The organism is Vallitalea guaymasensis (assembly GCF_018141425.1).
In the GTDB taxonomy this organism is placed as follows: domain Bacteria; phylum Bacillota; class Clostridia; order Lachnospirales; family Vallitaleaceae; genus Vallitalea; species Vallitalea guaymasensis.
This window is the reverse complement of the sequence record NZ_CP058561.1, coordinates 4349451-4367762: the sequence shown is the minus strand read 5'-3', so window position 1 is coordinate 4367762 and position 18312 is coordinate 4349451. Positions and strand designations below refer to the sequence as shown.

The window sequence follows — 18312 nt, the reverse complement described above, 5'->3', positions numbered from 1 at the left end:
AAGGTTACTAGGAACATGTTATAAAATTGATTACTCCATCAGATTTGTTTCTATGACTTTATCCATTGAAAATCCATACAGACCTAGATAATATGCCGCTGAATCAACTAAAGCTTCCATAGGAACCAACCCAACTATTTCACTACCTAAAACATTCACACCATATCTTTTTGCTTCCATCTTAACTGTTTCAAACACACGATAGATGGATGTCTTAGTATAATTAGTGATATTCATTGTAACTTGAGTTATACCTCTTTCTTCGACTTTGACACCACCTGCTTTAATATATCGAAATCCTCCGCTAGAATGTCTAATGCATCTGGATATCTTATTAGCTATTTCCACGTCCTGAGTGTCTAAATCAATGTTATAAGCTACTAAAGGCATTCTAGCACCTACTGCTATCGCTCCAGCAGTTTCATGGATTTTTGCTTCACCAAAATCAGGTTTCCATTCTTCCTGCTTAATCTTGTCTTTCATTCCTTCAAACTGTCCTTTTCTGATTTTAGCTAGATTGGTTCTGCTTGGAGAATTAGCAGCATCTTCATATAAAAACACAGGTATACCATATTTATCAGCTATTTCTTTTCCTGTTTCATTAGCAAGTTTTACACATTCTTCTGTTGTCATATTTTTTATTGGTATGAATGGAACTACATCCGTAGCACCCATTCTAGAATGCTGTCCTTCATGCTTATTGAGATCAATAAGCTTTGTAGCTACTCCAATAGCTTCAATTACTGCATTCTTAACAGCTTCAGGTTCTCCCATTACTGTAACTACAACTCTGTTATAATCTTTATCGGCTTCATAGTTCAACAATTTCACATCTTTTTTACCGCGCAATGGTTCAACTATTTTTTCAATCTTATCAAGGTCTCTTCCTTCACTAAAATTAGGTACACATTCTACAATTTTGTTTTGCATGATTTTCTCCTCCCTATTTACCGTAAACTTTTTTGACTTCCTTGGAAATCATTTCATCATCAGCTATAAAAGGTAGTGTAATATGGTCAAGTCCGTTCATCATATCGTTGTACCCTGCAGAAGTCTCTATTGCATTTTCACATCTTGCCCAAGCTCTTCTTGCTACACCTCCCATAACATCCCATAGGATAGCGTTCTTAAGGATTTCATCCACTCTTCTGCTACCATCAAGAACCATTCCGAATCCACCGTTGATTGATTTACTGATTCCTACTCCGCCGCCATTATGTAGAGTAACCAAGCTCATGCCTCTAGCACTGTTTCCAGCGAATATATGAGTAGACAAGTCAGCCATTATATTACTGCCATCCTTGATATTGGAAGTTTCTCTAAATGGAGAATCGGTTCCTCCTGTATCATGATGGTCACGACCTAGCATAATAGGACCTACTTGCCCTTTTCTAACCATTTCATTGAATCTTAGAGCTATCTTCAATCTTCCAAAAGCGTCTTGATATAATATTCTTGCCTGAGTACCAACAACTAATTTATTCTTCTGTGCATCCTTTATCCAAACATAATTATCCTTGTCTTGATATCTCCTTGAAGGATCTATACAATCCATGGCAGCTTTATCAGTCTTGATTAAATCTTCTTCTTTACCACTTAAGCAAACCCATCTAAAAGGTCCATATCCATAATCAAAAAGCCCAGGTCCTAAGATATCTTCTACATATGAAGGCCATATAAATCCATCTTTATCATTTCTACCATTTTTAGAAATTTCCTTGATACCAGAATCATAAATAGCTTTCATAAAAGAATTACCGTAATCAAAGAAATAAGTTCCTTTTGATACAAGTTTCTTAATGACTTCATAATGATTCTTAAGAGTTTTATCAACCAAGCTTTTAAAGCTTTCTTTATCAGTCGCTAACATCTTGGTTCTTTCTTCAAAAGTAATTCCCTGTGGGCAGTATCCACCGTTATATGCTTCGTGGCAAGATGTTTGATCTGATAACAAATCTATATGTATATCTTCATCTACTGCATATTGCAGCAAGTCAACAATATTACCGTGGTATGCTATGGCATATGACTTATTATCGGCTATACATTCTTTTGCTAGAGAAAAAGCCTCTTTTGGTGTATTGGTAATCTCATTTATCCAACCTTGGTCGTATCTTGTCTTTATTCTTGAATAATCTACTTCAGCAATGATACCAATACCGCCTGATATTTTAATTGCTTTTCCTTGTGCTCCACTCATCCCGCCAAGTCCGGAAGAAACGAATAACTTGCCTGATAGGTCATCATCTTCTCCAATATCAAGTTTTAATCTTCCTGCATTAAGCAATGTGCTATATGTTCCATGAACTATTCCTTGAGGTCCAATATACATCCAACCACCAGCAGTCATCTGTCCATAATTAGCAACTCCTAGTGCAGCTGCTCGATTGAAGTTCTCATAATCGTCAAAAGCTCCCACCATAAGACCGTTGGTTATCATAACTCTTGGTGCATCTTCTCTTGAATGGAAGAATCCTAGAGGATGACCTGATACTATGACCAATGTTTGGTCTGTAGTTAACTCTTTCAGATATTTTTTTATCAGCCTGTATTGCATCCAATTCTGAAATACACTGCCTGATTCCCCATAAGTCACTAATTCATATGGATATAGAGCTATATCAAAATCCAGATTATTATCTATCATGACTTGGAAAGCTCTACCTTCTATACATTTCCCTTCGTATTCATCAATAGGTTTTCCCACTATTTTACCTTCTGGTCGAAATCTATAACCATATATACGTCCTTTGGTCAATAATTCTTCTAGGAACTCTGGTACAAGCTCTTCATGATATTCTTCTGGGATATATCTTAGCGCATTTTTAAGTGCTAATTCTGTTTCTTCCTGTGTCAATGTAAACTCTCTCTTAGGTGCTCTTCTTATTCCATCTTGGAACTTTGAATATTCTGGTAGACCTTCTCTAAAATCCAATTTGATATCCATCATATTGTATACTTCTGAATTACTTAACATTAAACCATCCCCTTAATATAATAATAAATATGTCTACAGCAATTCTCCGATACGCACTTCTACTTCATCAATCATTTTATTGCTTGTAACTAAAGCGATAATTTTTTCAATGTCCACATACATGATTCTATCTTCCATCAATTTATCTACTTCTGTTCTAACTAATTCATATGCTACTTTTGTACCTTTTCCTAATGTTTTACCTTCCCTGAATTCTAATGCTTGTGAAGCCGCTAGTAGCTCTATCGCAATGACTCTTGTAGTATTATAGAGTATATCTCTTGCTTTTCTAGCAGCTATAGATCCCATACTTACATGATCTTCTTGATTAGCTGAGGATGGTATAGAATCAACACTTGCAGGATGAGCTAACACTTTATTTTCAGAAACCAGTGAAGCCGCTGTATATTGAGCTATCATAAAACCTGAGTTAAGTCCGCCATGCTCTGTTAAAAATCCTGGCAAGCAGCTTAGATTAGGATTAACTAATCTTTCTATTCTTCTTTCAGCCGAATTAGCTAGTTCAGCAAGTGCAATACCAAGAAAATCAAAGGCTAACGCCATAGGCTGACCATGAAAATTACCGCATGATATGACTTCATCTTCGTCTGGGAATATTAATGGGTTGTCAGTTGCTGCATTTATCTCTTTATTAACCTTATCAAGTACATAATTTATTGCATCCTTACTTGCACCATGTATCTGTGGGACACATCGTAAGGAGTAAGGATCCTGTACTTTTATTTCCCCTTGTCTTGTTGTAAGATTACTACCTTCCAATATTTTCAACATGTTTTTGGAACATTTCATTTGACCTATATGATTTCTTAACAGATGTACTTTTTCATCAAAAACATCTGTAATACCTCTTAAGGCTTCAAAAGTAAGAGAAGCTGATACATCTGACAGTTTTGCAAGTTTTATTGCATCATATGTAGCTAGTGCACCTACTGCCGTAAGTACTTGAGTTCCATTAATTAATGCTAGACCTTCTTTTGCACTTAGACTAATTGGCTCTATACCAGCTTGATTCATAGCCTCTTTACCACTTAGCAACTCACCTTTATAGTATGCTTCCCCTTCTCCTAACATAACTAATACCATATGGGCTAGAGGTGCCAAATCACCACTTGAGCCAAGAGAACCTTTTTCTGGAATAGCTGGATGAACTCCCTTATTAATCATTTCTACTAATGTATTAAGTGTTGTAAGCTTTATACCTGAATAACCTTTTGTAAGTGCATTAACTCTAAGGAGCATAATTGCTCTGACAGTTTCAATAGGAAAATGATTCCCAACACCACAAGCATGACTTTTTATTAAACTTGATTGGAGATTTTCCACTTGATCTTTTGAGATAACTACATTACTAAATTTACCAAAACCAGTTGTGATTCCATATACAATCTTCTCTTTGTCAACTATTTCATCAACATATTTCCTTGATTTATTGACCTTTTCTATTGCTTCTTTTGAAATACCAACCTTTTTGTTGTGTCTAGCAACATTTACTACTTCTTCTAATGTTAAATTATTTCCGTCAACATAAACAGTATCCAATAAAAACACCCCACTTATTTTTTAGTATATTCTTTAGAAATGTTTTGCCGTTATATTTACAAAATAGTATTTTCCTCTTTGTAAATAATCTTTTTTTAGTGTCTAATTAAATTGTAAACCATCCCAAGAATATAATCAATATTTTTTGAAATTTCTATTATAAGTTAGAGTTTTACCATGATAAAGAGGTGACAGGGTAATATTTTCAAGAATATTTTTAATATAGTAACATCTTATTTAGATTAAATTACTTTATAAATTAATAACTATTATTAACTTAATAGCTGAACATATTTTGATAAATTAACCATACCTAGATTTTTACAATTCTTTGTTAATTTACTACTCTATTACTTTATTAGAGCAGAATAAAAGTAGTATACCTTTTTACTTTTTATATGAGAATTTTTATAAGATCATTTATTAAAATTGAAAAAAAGCTAGATAATTCTAGCTTTGATTGGTAGTGGGTTCACTCACAAGGATTAAAATCTTCAAACACAGCATTTTCACATCTATTCAATGCATCACAAAACTCCGTCTTACTCCTAGCTGTCCACCCAAAGACAAACTTGCCTTTACATCTTATTAATTTTATCGGCAATCTATGTAGATAATTAATATCGTAGTTAATGAAATCAGGTTTACTCAAGAAATTCAACAGATAGTTTCTTAGCAATACCCTAGATACAAGTGATAGATCATCATCTTTGAAGTATCCCGAAAGCTGACCTCTGACAATCTCTGGTGCATTTTTATAAAACCATGCCACGGAAAAAGGATTGAAGGATTGTATTATATATCTTCCTTTATAGTTTTTTAGCATTTCATATGTCTTTTCTTCCAAAGGTCCAGCCTTACCCCTGGTCTTCAATTCTATCATAATACCTACTTTTCCATTTACTTCATTTAATACATCTTTGAATAAAGGAATGTTTTCATTAGAATCTAACAACTTAAGATTTTTTATCTCTTCATATGTACATTTTTCTATATCCTTATCTACACCTGTGACTCTCTTTAAATTATCATCATGATAAACAACTATCTCTCCATCCGATAACATATGTATGTCCAACTCAATTGAAAATCCATGATCTATGGCTCTTTTGAAAGCTCCCATTGAATTCTCTGGATATCTGCTATTATGATATCCCCTATGAGCTATTTTATCCTCAGCTAACCATTTCATTCTTGAATCCATATTAAATCCTTCTTCCTAAAATTTATTGATAATCTATAAATAATATGATAATAAAATTATCTTAGTTTTTCAATAGAATACAATAACTTTAACATAATAATTAAATATATTTAACAAAAAGCTAAGATTTATTATTAAATTATAAATACAAAATAGAGCTTTCTATTAACGTACTCTGGTTAATAAAAAGCTCTTAATACTTTAATTAATATATAATTATCTATAAACTTATAAATTATATTTCATAAGATTTACCCATTGCAACTCTATCAAATTGACCTTCCCAATTTCCTGTAGTTTCTTGATAATATTTTTTATCCTTACCTTCTTTAATGAGTTTTCTTATTATTTCTTCTTGCTTTTTCACTTTTTCATTGAATATCTTTACTCTCACGCTACTTGGTTCGCATGTATACTTACCTGCCTTCAATATCTCAACTAATTCAGCATCATCTTCTGGTGTATAATCCAAATCATTATGATAAATGCCAACATGTTTGGAATCATGTCCGTCAGAATTAGTTATTAATCTAGTATTTAACCTTTTTGCTAGATTTTTGATATTCTGCTCATCATCTTTACCTATATTGGTTGAATGAATCTCTATAGCATCTGGTATGTAATTTTCTATGTCTACATTTACATAGTCTTTATATCTATATGGATGGGCTAATGCTATGAATCCATTATTTTCTTTTACATATTTGTATAGTTCTTCATATGACCAGTCTTTCTCTTCCAATATCTTATCATTAATACCAATAACCAAGATATCTTCACCTTTATCTTTTATAGTGATTTCAATTCCACTATATATTCTGAATGGCTTATATTTCTTGTTTAATTCATCTATATGTTCTTTTGAAGAAATCCTGTTATGGTCTGTAAAAACCAATCCATCCAATCCAAATCTAATTGCGGATTCTATATGTTCCTTTTCACTTGCTATACTACAAGCTGAACGTTCCTTAGCATGTACGTGTAAATCTATTTTCATATTAATCTTCCTTTCTATAATTTATTTTAAATCAAAATAAGGTATTGTGTATATAATATCAATACCTTATTTCAATAATTAAATATAATTTTATTCTTTAACGGCTCCTACAACAATTCCAGTTACAAAATACTTCTGTATAAACGGATATATGAGTAGTATAGGTACCATGGAAACAATAACCTTAGCTGAGTTGAAGGTTAAACTAGACATTGCCATTTGTCGCTCAATCTGTTCTGGCGTCATGTTAGCCATTCTTTCAGGATTCAAATCAACTGTCAAGGATTGAATATATGTCTGTAATGGTAATTTTGATGGAGAGTTAATATATATCTTACCATCAAAGAATGCATTCCAATGAGCTACTATAGCAAACAATGCAATTGTAGCCAAAGCTGGCTTTGAAATAGGTACGAAGATTTTCCATAAAATCTGCATTGGATTAGCTCCATCCACTTCAGCTGCTTCTTCTAATGAATTAGGTACACCTTTAAAGAAGTTCATCAGAAGTATTACATTAAATACTGGAACAGCAGTTGGTAGAACTAATGACCATATTGTATCCATTAGACCTAGATTCTTAATAACTAAGAATGTAGGAACTAAACCACCATTGAACATCATGGTAACAATTATTATCCACATATATACTTTCTTGTATTTAAAAGCTTTTGTACTCTTAGATAGTGGATATGCCATCAATATTGAAAGCAACATATTAATTGACACACCTAATAAAACTCTATATATTGAATTGAAGAATGATACTATAAATTGACTCTCATGTATCATAGCCTCATAAGCTGCCATTGTGAAATTAACTGGCAGGTAATATACTTTTCCTAATGCTGCACTGGTTCTATCACTAAAAGATATGGCAATAGTATTAAGTATAGGCATTAAACAGGAAAAAGCACATAAAATGAGGATGATACCTATAATAATATCAGCGGTTGTAATTTTTTTTCTCATTTTTGTTCCTCCTAGAAAATTCTATAATCCGAATACTTAGCTGCCAATTTATATGATACGAACAACATTACAAAGCTGATTACTGATTTTAATAAACCTACTGCTGTACCAAAACTGTATTGCAGATTTACTAAACCAACTCTATAAACATATGTATCTATAATATCACCAGTTTCATATACCAAAGGACTATACATGTTGAAAATCTGTTCAAAACCAGCGTTCATTACCTTACCCATGTTAAGGGTTGTCATCAAGATAATAGTTGGTAAAATACCTGGTATCGTTATACTTTTGATTTTCTGCCAACGAGTCGCCCCATCAATATCTCCTGCTTCATAGAGTGTAGGATCAATACTGGTCATGGCTGCAACATAGATGATTGCGTTATAACCAAAGTTTTTCCAAACATCTCCACCAATCATAATGGACCTGAACCATTTATTACTAACCAGATACATTGATGGTTCGCCACCAAAAAATGTTACTACTTGATTCACTATTCCTGTATATGAGAAAATGTTACTGAACATAACTGCCAATATTACCCATGACAAGAAATGAGGTAAGTACACAATAGTTTGTACTGCTCTTTTAAATATTAATATTCTACATTCATTCAATAGAAGAGCAAATGCAACAGCAACAATCATTCCTATAAGTATTTTAGCTACGGCAATTATTATTGTATTGAAAAATATTTGTTTTGCATCAGGCAATAATAATATACGTTTAAAATTGTCCAATCCTATAAAATCAGAATGTAAAATCCCTTTTGCAGGTTGGAAGTTCTGGAAAGCCATGATTATTCCACCCATAGGAATGATGCTGAAAATAATTAATGCTACCATCCCTGGCAATAACATAGCATGATAATATAATTGATTAACCTTGCTTCTCAAAATATGTTCCTCCTAATATTTTATTACACCATCATAGACAACCAAGGATATTTATATAAATTTTTATTTAATTTCTACCCTATTATAATATTAACCGCCTAATCTTATAGGCGATTAATATGTTTTGTCTATATATTATTTCAAGATATCTTCTACTTCTTTAGTTAATACATCTCCACCTAACTTGTACCATTGTTCTACGAATTCATCAAAATAATCAAGTGGTTTTTCACCAATAATGATTTGTAAGAACATTTGATCTTCCAATTTGTCAAGTGTAGGCTTTAATCTTGCAGATGATTCAGTTGTATAACAGTATGCTGCATCAACTGGATTGTTTTCTGGTGTATCTAAAATATTAGATGATAAATATCTTCTCTCATATGCTTTAAAATGATTTTTATCTTTATTAACGCCATCTACATAATCTTTTGCATATTGAGCTTGAGCTCTGTCATAATCTGATGTAGTTTCATCTTCATGTAATTCTCCAGTTTCAATAAGACCTTTAGTCAATTTACCTAACTTAGGTACTACATCATAATAATCAATATTAAAGTTTCCTGTTGGGAATAAAGCTACTCTACTGATACCTTTATCAATAAGTGGTTGAATTGCTTTGTTTCCTTCTACGTTAAAACCTCTATACATATCAAATGATAAGTTTACGATCTTTAATAATGCTTCTGGATTCTTGAAGTTCTTGTTAATTGCTAATAAGTCACCTGTTGGTGATGGATTAAGGTGATTGAATTTTCCATTGGCATCAAGTGGTGCATTTACTGGAATAAATTCAGCATTTGGATCTGTTTTGATTATATCACCAGGCACTGACCACCAAGGTCCAAAATACGCTCCTGATAATCCAGAAGTTAATAATGCTTCTGTTTCACCAGTTCCAAGACGTGTTAAGAATTGCTTATCGATCAAACCTTCACTATACATATCTCTTAAAACTTTTAAACCTTCTTTTACTTCAGGTGCTGTTGAACCATAATAGATTTTTCCGTTCTCATCTTGCATCCATTGTGCTGGATAAGCTCCTAAACTATGGAATATTGGTTCTGCTCCGTATTGGTTAGCATATCCCCCAACAGGTTTTACTGCACTTAATGCTAAACCAACTGTATTACCAGCTCCATTATTTCCTGGGTCTTTTTCAATGAACTCTTTTAAAACATGTTGAAGGTCTTCAATTGACTTAGGTTCTTCTAACCCAAGTTTGTCCATCCAGTCTTTACGTAACCATAGAATGTTGTGTCCATAACCTAAGCTGGCACTAGAGATAGCTCTTAATTTTCCATCAATAGTTAAAGGCTCTAGGTTTTTACCATTGTATGACTCATATGTACTCTTCATATATTCACCAGCACATTTATCATATATATCAGTTAAATCTGCTAATAAATCATTATCTACCATTTGTCTGAATGTTAAATAGTTTTCTGCAGGAATAATGAACATATCTGGTAAAGCTCCTGCTGCAATGTTTAATGAAAGCTTATTATTATATTCGCTTCCTTCTGCTTGCCATGCAACTTTTACATCAATATTTAATTCATTACGAATCCAGTCTAGTAGGATATTATCTTCTGGAGTTTGTCCATCAACTAGATTAGGATTAGCTGCAATAGTTTTCGCTACGTTTATAGTTACCATTTCAGGGTATTTACCCAAAGGTGTCATTGCTTCAGAATCTTGAGTTGCCGTATTCTTATCGGATTCGTTATCCTTTGGTTTGCTATTTGATGTACCACATGCAGATAGTACCATACTAACTATTAATAATAGTATTAATAAACAGCTTTTCTTGTTTTTCATTATCTGATCCTCCATGTTTTTAATCAATTAATATTTTCATACCATCATTAGCAACTTATCTCCTAGGGTGAATCATGTTTATAGATATCTACCATGTTTCGTGGGTAAATTATTGTTTAATATGAGATATAGGCATAAAACAAACATTTGATATTAGTTAAGGCTTCTTATATCTAAATGGGAGATAGGCATTTCTCCCTTATCAACGCAACCGTAAGTTCCCTTAACCATAATTATCAACTTCCATTTCACTATCCTTACACATATCATTCATAGACATTTCATTCACCCTTGCTTGCTATATATATATAATATCTGATATAAATATTTATATAAATAAACAAACATGTGGTGTTTTGTGTACAAATCCGACATTAATTATACAATTCCTTATATTCCTTTGGTGTATATCCTGTACTTTTTTTAAAAATCTTACTGAAATATTGTGGATTATGTCCTAATCCTATTTTCTCTGCAACCGTATATATCTTCTCATCTTCGCTCATTAAGCTTATAAGATTCTTAGCTCTTTCAATACGTTTGTGATTAAGGTAAGATGTAAAATTCTGACCTACCTGCTTAGTGAATGCTCTGCTGATATAATCTTCATTAAGGAAAACCAATTCCTTTGCACACCACTTCAAAGTAAGATTTGAATCATCTAAGTGTTCATCAATATATTTAGTTATTTTATCTACAAAATTCTCATCTTTATTTTCTACAATCAAGCTACATATAATGTTGTTCAGAATAACTATTACTTCATCTGTATCATCTATTGCATAGACTTGATTCAAGACACTTGTCAAATGCTTAGTATCAAGTAGACCTGCAGATGAATATTTTATTAATAATTTTGTACATACCATAACCGAAAAATTTCTATCATATTTGTAGAACAAGGATTGGATATGATCTTTTATGCTACTCTTATCACCTTTTGTAATATATTTCACAAACTGCTCATGAATATGCGCAATATCCACATCATTATATGCTCCCTTTATATCACATCGACTTATACCATCTCTATTGATAATTAGATAGTATGATGATTTTTTGTATATTTTAGTGATAATACCGCATAACTCATTAGGTGAGCATTTTATGACCTTGTTAAGTACAGGCATGCTGCCTAATTGCTCCAATAGTCTTTTTTGCAAAAATGTAAGTTCATTGTAAGGTAATTCATCCTTTGTAGAAAAGTAGAAACAGCCTAGAGTATTATTTATTTTCATTACTGATGAAATGACTGTAGATGAAGTTGACTCAGCAAATTCTAAAAAGCTATCATAAACACCCTCTGGATTATTAACATCCTCATCCCAATTGAAGCTGACCCAAAATAATTTATCATAATCAGAGAATAATATATTAAGCCAATGTTCCATTTCTAGGTCTGGCTCTTTATTCTGTAATACCAGATTTATGAATTGCTGCAAAAAGATATGTTGTACAAATTGTTGTGCCTCCATTTTCTTCTCTATCATTCTTTTACTATTGATATCTGAGATAGTTTTCAATAATGCCTCTTCTATCTCCTTTTCACTACAAGGCTTCAAAATATAATGCTTCACGTTCTCCTGCATTGCATTTTTTGCGAATTCAAATTCATTATAACCTGATAAAATAATGAACTCACAATCAATACCCAATCCTTTTACATTCTTTATAAGTTCTATACCACTCATCACAGGCATTTTGATATCAGTAATAATAATATCTATTTCATTTTTCTTTGCTATATCTATCGCTTCAATAGCATTAGAACAACTTCCAATAAGACTTATATTATATTTCTCCCAATTAATCAATTTACTTATACTCTCTCTTACAATACTTTCATCATCAACTAATAATAGTTTATACATGATAATCCTCCCAGTAATCTACTAATTATAAGAACTTCAATAATTGAAAATCTCTCAATTATAATAGTTGTAAAATATATTTATTAATGTTTGAAACTATCCTTTTGGCAATTTTATTATTACTCTCGTTCCATGTCCTGTATTATGAAGTTCAAGACCATATTCATCTGAAAACAATAATTGTATCCTTTTATGGATATTAGTTAATCCAATACCTAGTCCTGAAGGTTTTACAGTCTTGTTTTCCAATTTCTCCAGCATATTTTCTTGAATCCCAGGTCCATTGTCTTCTACTATCAAATTAAATGAATCACCTGTATCTTCTGTAGCAATCTTGATGATACAAGTCTCAAGCATATTTTCAAGGGCATGATTGATGGCATTTTCTACAATAGCCTGTAATGCCATTTTGGGTATTTTTTGATTATATAGGGATTCTGAAACATCTACTTCCGTTTTCAGTCTATCTTTATACCTTATTTTTTGTACCACTATATAATTTTGTGTATTCTCCAATTCTTTTTCCAATACTACAACATTATTTTGCTCATCCAATGCAAATCTTAGCATTTTACCTACTGATTCAACTATAACTGATATTTCCGTCTGATTATTGGCTTTAGCCATCCAATTAACGGTCTGCAATATATTAAACAAAAAGTGAGGGTTAATCTGTTGCTGTAAAGATTTTATATGAGCATCCTTTATCAATAATTGTTTCACATAATTATCATTTACCAATTTCCTGATATCATTAACCATTTCGTCAAAACTTCTATGGACGAATCCTAATTCATCATTCCTATTGGTGTAGTCATACTCGCAATCAATAGTAAAATTGCCTTTTTTAAATGTATGCATTTTATTAACAAGGGTATCAAAATGTTTAATGATCTGAGATACTATTTTAATGCTCAATCCAAAGGCTACTATCATGACAATGACAAGTACAATTGTCATAACTAACCTAAGGGATTTTATTGACCCTCCTATAGAATCAAAAGGAATGTACATTGTATATTTCCAAGGCAAGAAAAGATTTTGGGTTTCTGTAACAAAATACTCACTCTTACCGTTTTTCATAATGCTGTAAGTATTATCCAAGCTCTTTCTCTTAACCTTCAAATCTATTCCTAAGTTACTGTACAATACTTCATCTTCTGAAACAATGCTTATTAATGGATTATAGTTAAGCTTTTGGTAATATACCAATTGTTTCTCTAATATATCTTGCAAATCAACATGGACAACTAATACTCCCATACTGTTTAAGGAAAGATTCTTTACCTGTCTTATATCTCTGGCACATATAACACTTGAGTCACTTCTGCCACTTGATAACCATACAGTTTTACCACCAGCATTTTTAGCTTCTAAAATAGCCCTTTGTATTACTTCATGTTTATCATCGAGAAAATTCCACCCGCAATTGATACGTAGATTATCTGTATATATTGCCATAGAAATAATATTTCCATCTGAGTAGTACTCATTCAATGTTTTGTTGATACTAGCGATGGATTCGCTGTACATAATATTCATTTCTTCAGTTTGAATAATGGGCATCTGATTTTGAATAACACTATCACCAATGATAGAATCTGTTATTTTTTCTATTTGTTTAAGATCTTTTTCTATATTGACAATAGTCATTTCTAGAATATGAGATGTGTTATGATAAAGTAATTGGTTATATTTCCCAAAAATATAAAACGAAAATATAGATGTTACTCCAACACATATTAATACAGAAACAGTTATAATTACCGAAAATTTATGCTTAAGACTTATATTCCTAAGAGTTTTTTTTATGTATTGCACAATCTTATTCATTGAACTATCCTTCCATTTAATAACATTTACCACTAATTCAACAACATTTTTCGCTAATTACCGGCAATTTATTTATATTATACATTGTAGCACCTATAGTTATTAAAATACAATATATTTTATCCCAAAAATATATTTCTAAACATTTAAATATATCATTCTAATTAAATAGGAACCAGATATATGCCTATATACAGGCTATATATTCTAGTTCCTATTATAATTTTATATTCTATTGATTTAGTATTATCTTATCAAGTAATTACACATTGAATATTCATCTAACCTTTGATTTTTTTCTTTAATGGCTTCTTTTATTCTCTTTCTAGCTTGATAATTCTTTTTCTTTTTATTTACTAGTTCGTCACTTTTATTAACCGTCAAATTTACTTTAAAAGTTCCTACATTCATTGCCATACTTAAAACTGACATTCTTATTCCCTCCTTGATGCTGTCCTTATATTCCGCACTATTTCTATTATCTATATTTTGTATTATTGATATGTCACTCACAAATATCAACTCCTGTTATTTTTTTGATTTATTATAACTTTAATCTACATCTTTTCCTATTGTTACCTATCTAAATATCTAATCCCAATGTTCTGTTTTTTATATTCATAAGTATCCTCCCATAAAATTCTAGCCTACATTATTAGTTATAATTTTATCACCATCATATTTATTTAACCTCCTTTATCCTTAGAATTATATGTAATCCAATAAAGGTTACAAACATAGAAAAAGCCATAGGTACTACCCTATGGCTTATCTAAAGCTATGCATAAAAAAACCATAGAGCATTATACATGACCTACGGCTGTTATTATCTATATAATTAATTCATTACTATATATGAATTCTTAAAAGGTCTAAGTCGTGTATAACATTATTACAATATGAAGTTTGTTTGCTGTTCATTACTATTATATTTAACATTTGTACACAACCTCCTTTTTTCTCTTTTATATTCTTCTGTTATTAAATATCTTAACCGATAACTATTATATACTATTATCAAGCAAATTGCAACCTTTTTTTGGAATGTAATATTTTTGTAATATTTTACCATTGAAATACTACTATATTCCCTCTCTAAAATTCTTTGGTGACACACCAACAATTTTCTTGAATTGGTTTGAAAAAGCATATGAATCATAAAATCCCAACATATCAGCTATTTCAGATATAGTAAGATTAGGGTCATGGAGCATACTCTGAGCCTCATTGATACGCTTTGTTATCAAGTATTTATGTGGAGAGACTCCTATCCTCTGTTTAAAAAGTTTTCTCAACTTTTCATAACTCATACTGTATTTCTTAGCTTCTTCTTTTATATCTATCTTTCTGTGGAATCCGTGACTTAATGTATCACATAACATTTCAATACATCTATCTTCTTCATTCAATATATATAACTGTTCATTAATAGAATTGATTAAAATCAAAAAGCTTTGAACCTTTATAAATAATTCATTCATGTCCTTTTCCTTTGCTTCCTTGAAACTGGCTAACAGCTTACAACATTGATTAATAAGCATAGGACTAGGCTTAATCTTAAATACAGGATCAACCGTATTAAGAATCCCTATATCTCCTAATGTTCTATATATAGAAGGACCCACACAAATATAAAATTCCAACCAAGGTTCACTACCATCAACAACAGTTGTATGTTTTACATTAGGTATTCGCTGAACAAAATAACCTGGCTTCAACTCAGTCTCATATCCATCTTCACTAATATATCTACCCTTACCACTTAGAACAATGAACCCTCCATAATAAATGAAGTTATGTAATTTCTTCTCAGCATTTTTAGTTAAAAATCCACATGATATTATTCCTTCAATAGGTTTTTGATTAATATGATAATAACAAGTATCTGTCACAAAAAGTTCCCTTGGAATATCCACTCTACCATCCCCATACCATTTTTTACATTATTTGTACCATTTATATCATTCTTACTAACAATAATACCATATATACTTATACCTATAATACCATATTATACATATTAGGAGGTATAACAATGACAAAAAAAGATAATTTAATCTCATTAATCAAAAGACAAGGTTATGAAGAAGCTCCTGTCTACTTCGACTTATGTCCATCCTTGATAGAAAAATATAAAGAGGAAACGAAATCTGATAAATCCTACCAAGAATACTTTGATATGCCTTGGCGTTGTATCGAAGACAGAAAACTGATTAATCATGATACAGAAAAATATCGTTCCTACTATAACTTTCAACTAAAAGAAGGAACTTATATTGATGAGTGGGGAGTTGCCCATGAACCAGGCAGTGAAGCAGCTATGCATATGACATATATGCGTCATCCAATGAAAGACTTGACAACCATGGAAGAACTTGAAGCATATCCATTCCCTGACTTCGCTAATGCTGACCATGCAGATCAAAAAGCACAATGCGATGAATATCACGCAAAAGGCTTAGCAGCTATGGGCAACATGCAATGTACAGTTTGGGAACTATCATGGTATATGCGTAGCATGGAACAACTAATGATGGATATGATTACCGATCCAGAAAAAGCAGCATTTATCCTAGACCGTGTAACTGAATTATCTATTATAAGAGCAGTATCATTCGTCAAAGCAGGAGCAGATATGCTCTTCTTCGGAGACGATGTTGGAATGCAAAACAGCATAATGCTCAGTGAAGATATGTATGTAACTTGGTTAAAGCCTAGATTAAAAAAGATTATAGACACCGTTAGAGAAATCAATCCTAACATAATAATCTTCTATCACAGCTGCGGTTTCATCACACCATTCATACCACACCTTATAGACGTAGGTGTAGATGTACTTAACCCCGTTCAACCAGAATGTATGTCCTTTGATGAAATCCACAAGAAATACAACGACAAAATCTCTTTCTACGGAACCATAGGTACTCAAACCACTATGCCATTCGGAACCCCAGCCGAAATTAAAGAAGAAGTAACCAAAAATCTGACTCTAGCCGGTAAAAAAGGCGGATTAATATGCGCTCCAACCCATTTATTAGAACCCGAAGTACCCTGGGAAAATATACTAGCTTACGTAGAAGCCTGTAAAAACTTCAAACTAATATAATATAATATAATATTTAATTATATATAAATCACTTATAAACTTCAACTATAAGTTAGTAACCAAACTAATTATTTTGCAAATAGAAGAAAAAGTGTTTTGTAACTAAATTGACGTTCACTAAGAGCAAAATAGTATATGTATATGTGGAGTAGTGAGGCAGGACGCCGAACCCAGCTTTTTGCTCAGGACGAGCAAGTAGCTGGCGTAACATATACATATACTATTTTGCAAATAACCAAGTCCGAACAAAACACTTTTTCTGACTTATTTGATATTAAAATCTCTCCTTCATCTGAGTTACCACAAAAGAAGCCACATCATCAGCATACTTACCTGGTCCAAACCCAGCATCAAAACCTATCTCCTTCGCCAATTCATGAGTAATCCTTGGTCCACCACATACAAGTATAATCTTATCTCTCAACCCTTCAGCTTCAAGTAATTCAACAAGATTAGTCAAATTAGCTATATGTATATTCTTTTGTGTAACTGTCTGAGAAACCAAAAGAACATCAGCTTTCAACTCTATAGCCTTTTTTATAAACTCCTCATTAGGTACTTGACTCCCAAGATTATAAGCATCAATCATGTCATATCTCTCTAATCCATAATGTCCCGCATAACCCTTCATATTCATGATTGCATCTATACCAACAGTATGAGCATCAGTACCTGTACTAGCTCCAATTATTACAACTTTTCTTTTGATATGCTCTCTTATATAATTATTAATCTCTTTCATATCCATAGTATCCACTTCAATACGCTCAACATGGATTTTTGTATAATCTACTCTATGACTCACACCACCATATACAACATAAAAAGTAAACTCTTTATCTAAAGCATTATGGCAAACCACCGAAGGCTCTGCAATACCCATCTTCTTAGCCAGAATCTTAGCTGCTTCCATTCCATTTTCATCATCAACAACTGGTAATGTAAAACTTAACTGTACCTTACCATCATTCATTGTATCTCCATAGGGAGCTAACTTACATAGATCAAGGGTTGTATCATAATCCCTTTTCTCCATAGAATATAAACCACCACTCATACATACCACTCC

14 protein-coding genes are annotated in these 18312 nt (G+C 31.9%); 1 reads left to right on the top strand and 13 read right to left on the bottom strand.

Annotation, left to right across the window (positions count from 1 at the left end):
• Nucleotides 1-30 precede the first annotated feature (30 nt).
• From ftcD to HYG85_RS18650, 12 genes are all read right to left on the bottom strand, one after another.
• Nucleotides 31-930 (bottom strand): glutamate formimidoyltransferase, encoded by a 900-nt coding sequence (gene ftcD / locus HYG85_RS18705; protein ID WP_212690940.1) that lies wholly within the window; start codon nucleotides 928-930, stop codon nucleotides 31-33.
• A 13-nt stretch (nucleotides 931-943) separates the two neighbouring features.
• Nucleotides 944-2977: a urocanate hydratase gene (locus HYG85_RS18700; protein ID WP_212690939.1), complete on the bottom strand. Its 2034-nt coding sequence runs from the start codon at nucleotides 2975-2977 to the stop codon at nucleotides 944-946.
• Nucleotides 2978-3010: 33 nt separating this feature from the next.
• Nucleotides 3011-4537 carry a histidine ammonia-lyase gene (hutH, locus tag HYG85_RS18695; protein WP_212690938.1) on the bottom strand — a complete coding sequence of 509 codons (1527 nt, stop codon included), beginning with the start codon at nucleotides 4535-4537 and terminating at the stop codon, nucleotides 3011-3013.
• Nucleotides 4538-5009: 472 nt separating this feature from the next.
• Nucleotides 5010-5741, bottom strand: coding sequence for a glycerophosphodiester phosphodiesterase family protein (locus tag HYG85_RS18690; RefSeq protein ID WP_113671470.1), 732 nt, complete (start codon nucleotides 5739-5741; stop codon nucleotides 5010-5012).
• Between the two features lie 235 nt (nucleotides 5742-5976).
• The gene (locus tag HYG85_RS18685; RefSeq protein WP_113675980.1) at nucleotides 5977-6738 is read right to left on the bottom strand and encodes a PHP domain-containing protein; all 762 of its coding nucleotides are present in this window, start codon (nucleotides 6736-6738) and stop codon (nucleotides 5977-5979) included.
• A 90-nt stretch (nucleotides 6739-6828) separates the two neighbouring features.
• Nucleotides 6829-7710 (bottom strand): carbohydrate ABC transporter permease, encoded by an 882-nt coding sequence (locus HYG85_RS18680; RefSeq protein WP_113675979.1) that lies wholly within the window; start codon nucleotides 7708-7710, stop codon nucleotides 6829-6831.
• Between the two features lie 11 nt (nucleotides 7711-7721).
• The gene (locus HYG85_RS18675; protein ID WP_113675978.1) at nucleotides 7722-8612 is read right to left on the bottom strand and encodes an ABC transporter permease; all 891 of its coding nucleotides are present in this window, start codon (nucleotides 8610-8612) and stop codon (nucleotides 7722-7724) included.
• A gap of 135 nt (nucleotides 8613-8747) precedes the next feature.
• On the bottom strand, nucleotides 8748-10433 hold the full coding sequence (locus HYG85_RS18670; protein ID WP_212690937.1) for an extracellular solute-binding protein: 1686 nt from the start codon (nucleotides 10431-10433) through the stop codon (nucleotides 8748-8750).
• A 374-nt stretch (nucleotides 10434-10807) separates the two neighbouring features.
• Nucleotides 10808-12304: a response regulator transcription factor gene (locus HYG85_RS18665; RefSeq protein WP_212690936.1), complete on the bottom strand. Its 1497-nt coding sequence runs from the start codon at nucleotides 12302-12304 to the stop codon at nucleotides 10808-10810.
• Nucleotides 12305-12400: 96 nt separating this feature from the next.
• Nucleotides 12401-14137, bottom strand: a complete 1737-nt coding sequence (locus tag HYG85_RS18660; RefSeq protein ID WP_212690935.1) for a sensor histidine kinase — start codon at nucleotides 14135-14137, stop codon at nucleotides 12401-12403.
• Between the two features lie 246 nt (nucleotides 14138-14383).
• Entirely contained in the window at nucleotides 14384-14569 is a 186-nt protein-coding gene (locus tag HYG85_RS18655) for a hypothetical protein (protein WP_212690934.1), read from the bottom strand.
• A gap of 650 nt (nucleotides 14570-15219) precedes the next feature.
• A complete protein-coding gene (locus HYG85_RS18650) occupies nucleotides 15220-16053 on the bottom strand; it encodes an AraC family transcriptional regulator (protein ID WP_212690933.1) in 834 nt (277 codons plus the stop codon).
• A gap of 119 nt (nucleotides 16054-16172) precedes the next feature.
• On the opposite strand from HYG85_RS18650, the gene HYG85_RS18645 reads away from it, so the two are divergent.
• Nucleotides 16173-17243 (top strand): uroporphyrinogen decarboxylase family protein, encoded by a 1071-nt coding sequence (locus HYG85_RS18645; RefSeq protein ID WP_212690932.1) that lies wholly within the window; start codon nucleotides 16173-16175, stop codon nucleotides 17241-17243.
• A 274-nt stretch (nucleotides 17244-17517) separates the two neighbouring features.
• Here HYG85_RS18645 and kamE read toward each other — a convergent pair whose 3' ends face one another.
• A complete protein-coding gene (gene kamE / locus HYG85_RS18640) occupies nucleotides 17518-18300 on the bottom strand; it encodes a lysine 5,6-aminomutase subunit beta (protein WP_212690931.1) in 783 nt (260 codons plus the stop codon).
• Nucleotides 18301-18312 lie beyond the last annotated feature (12 nt).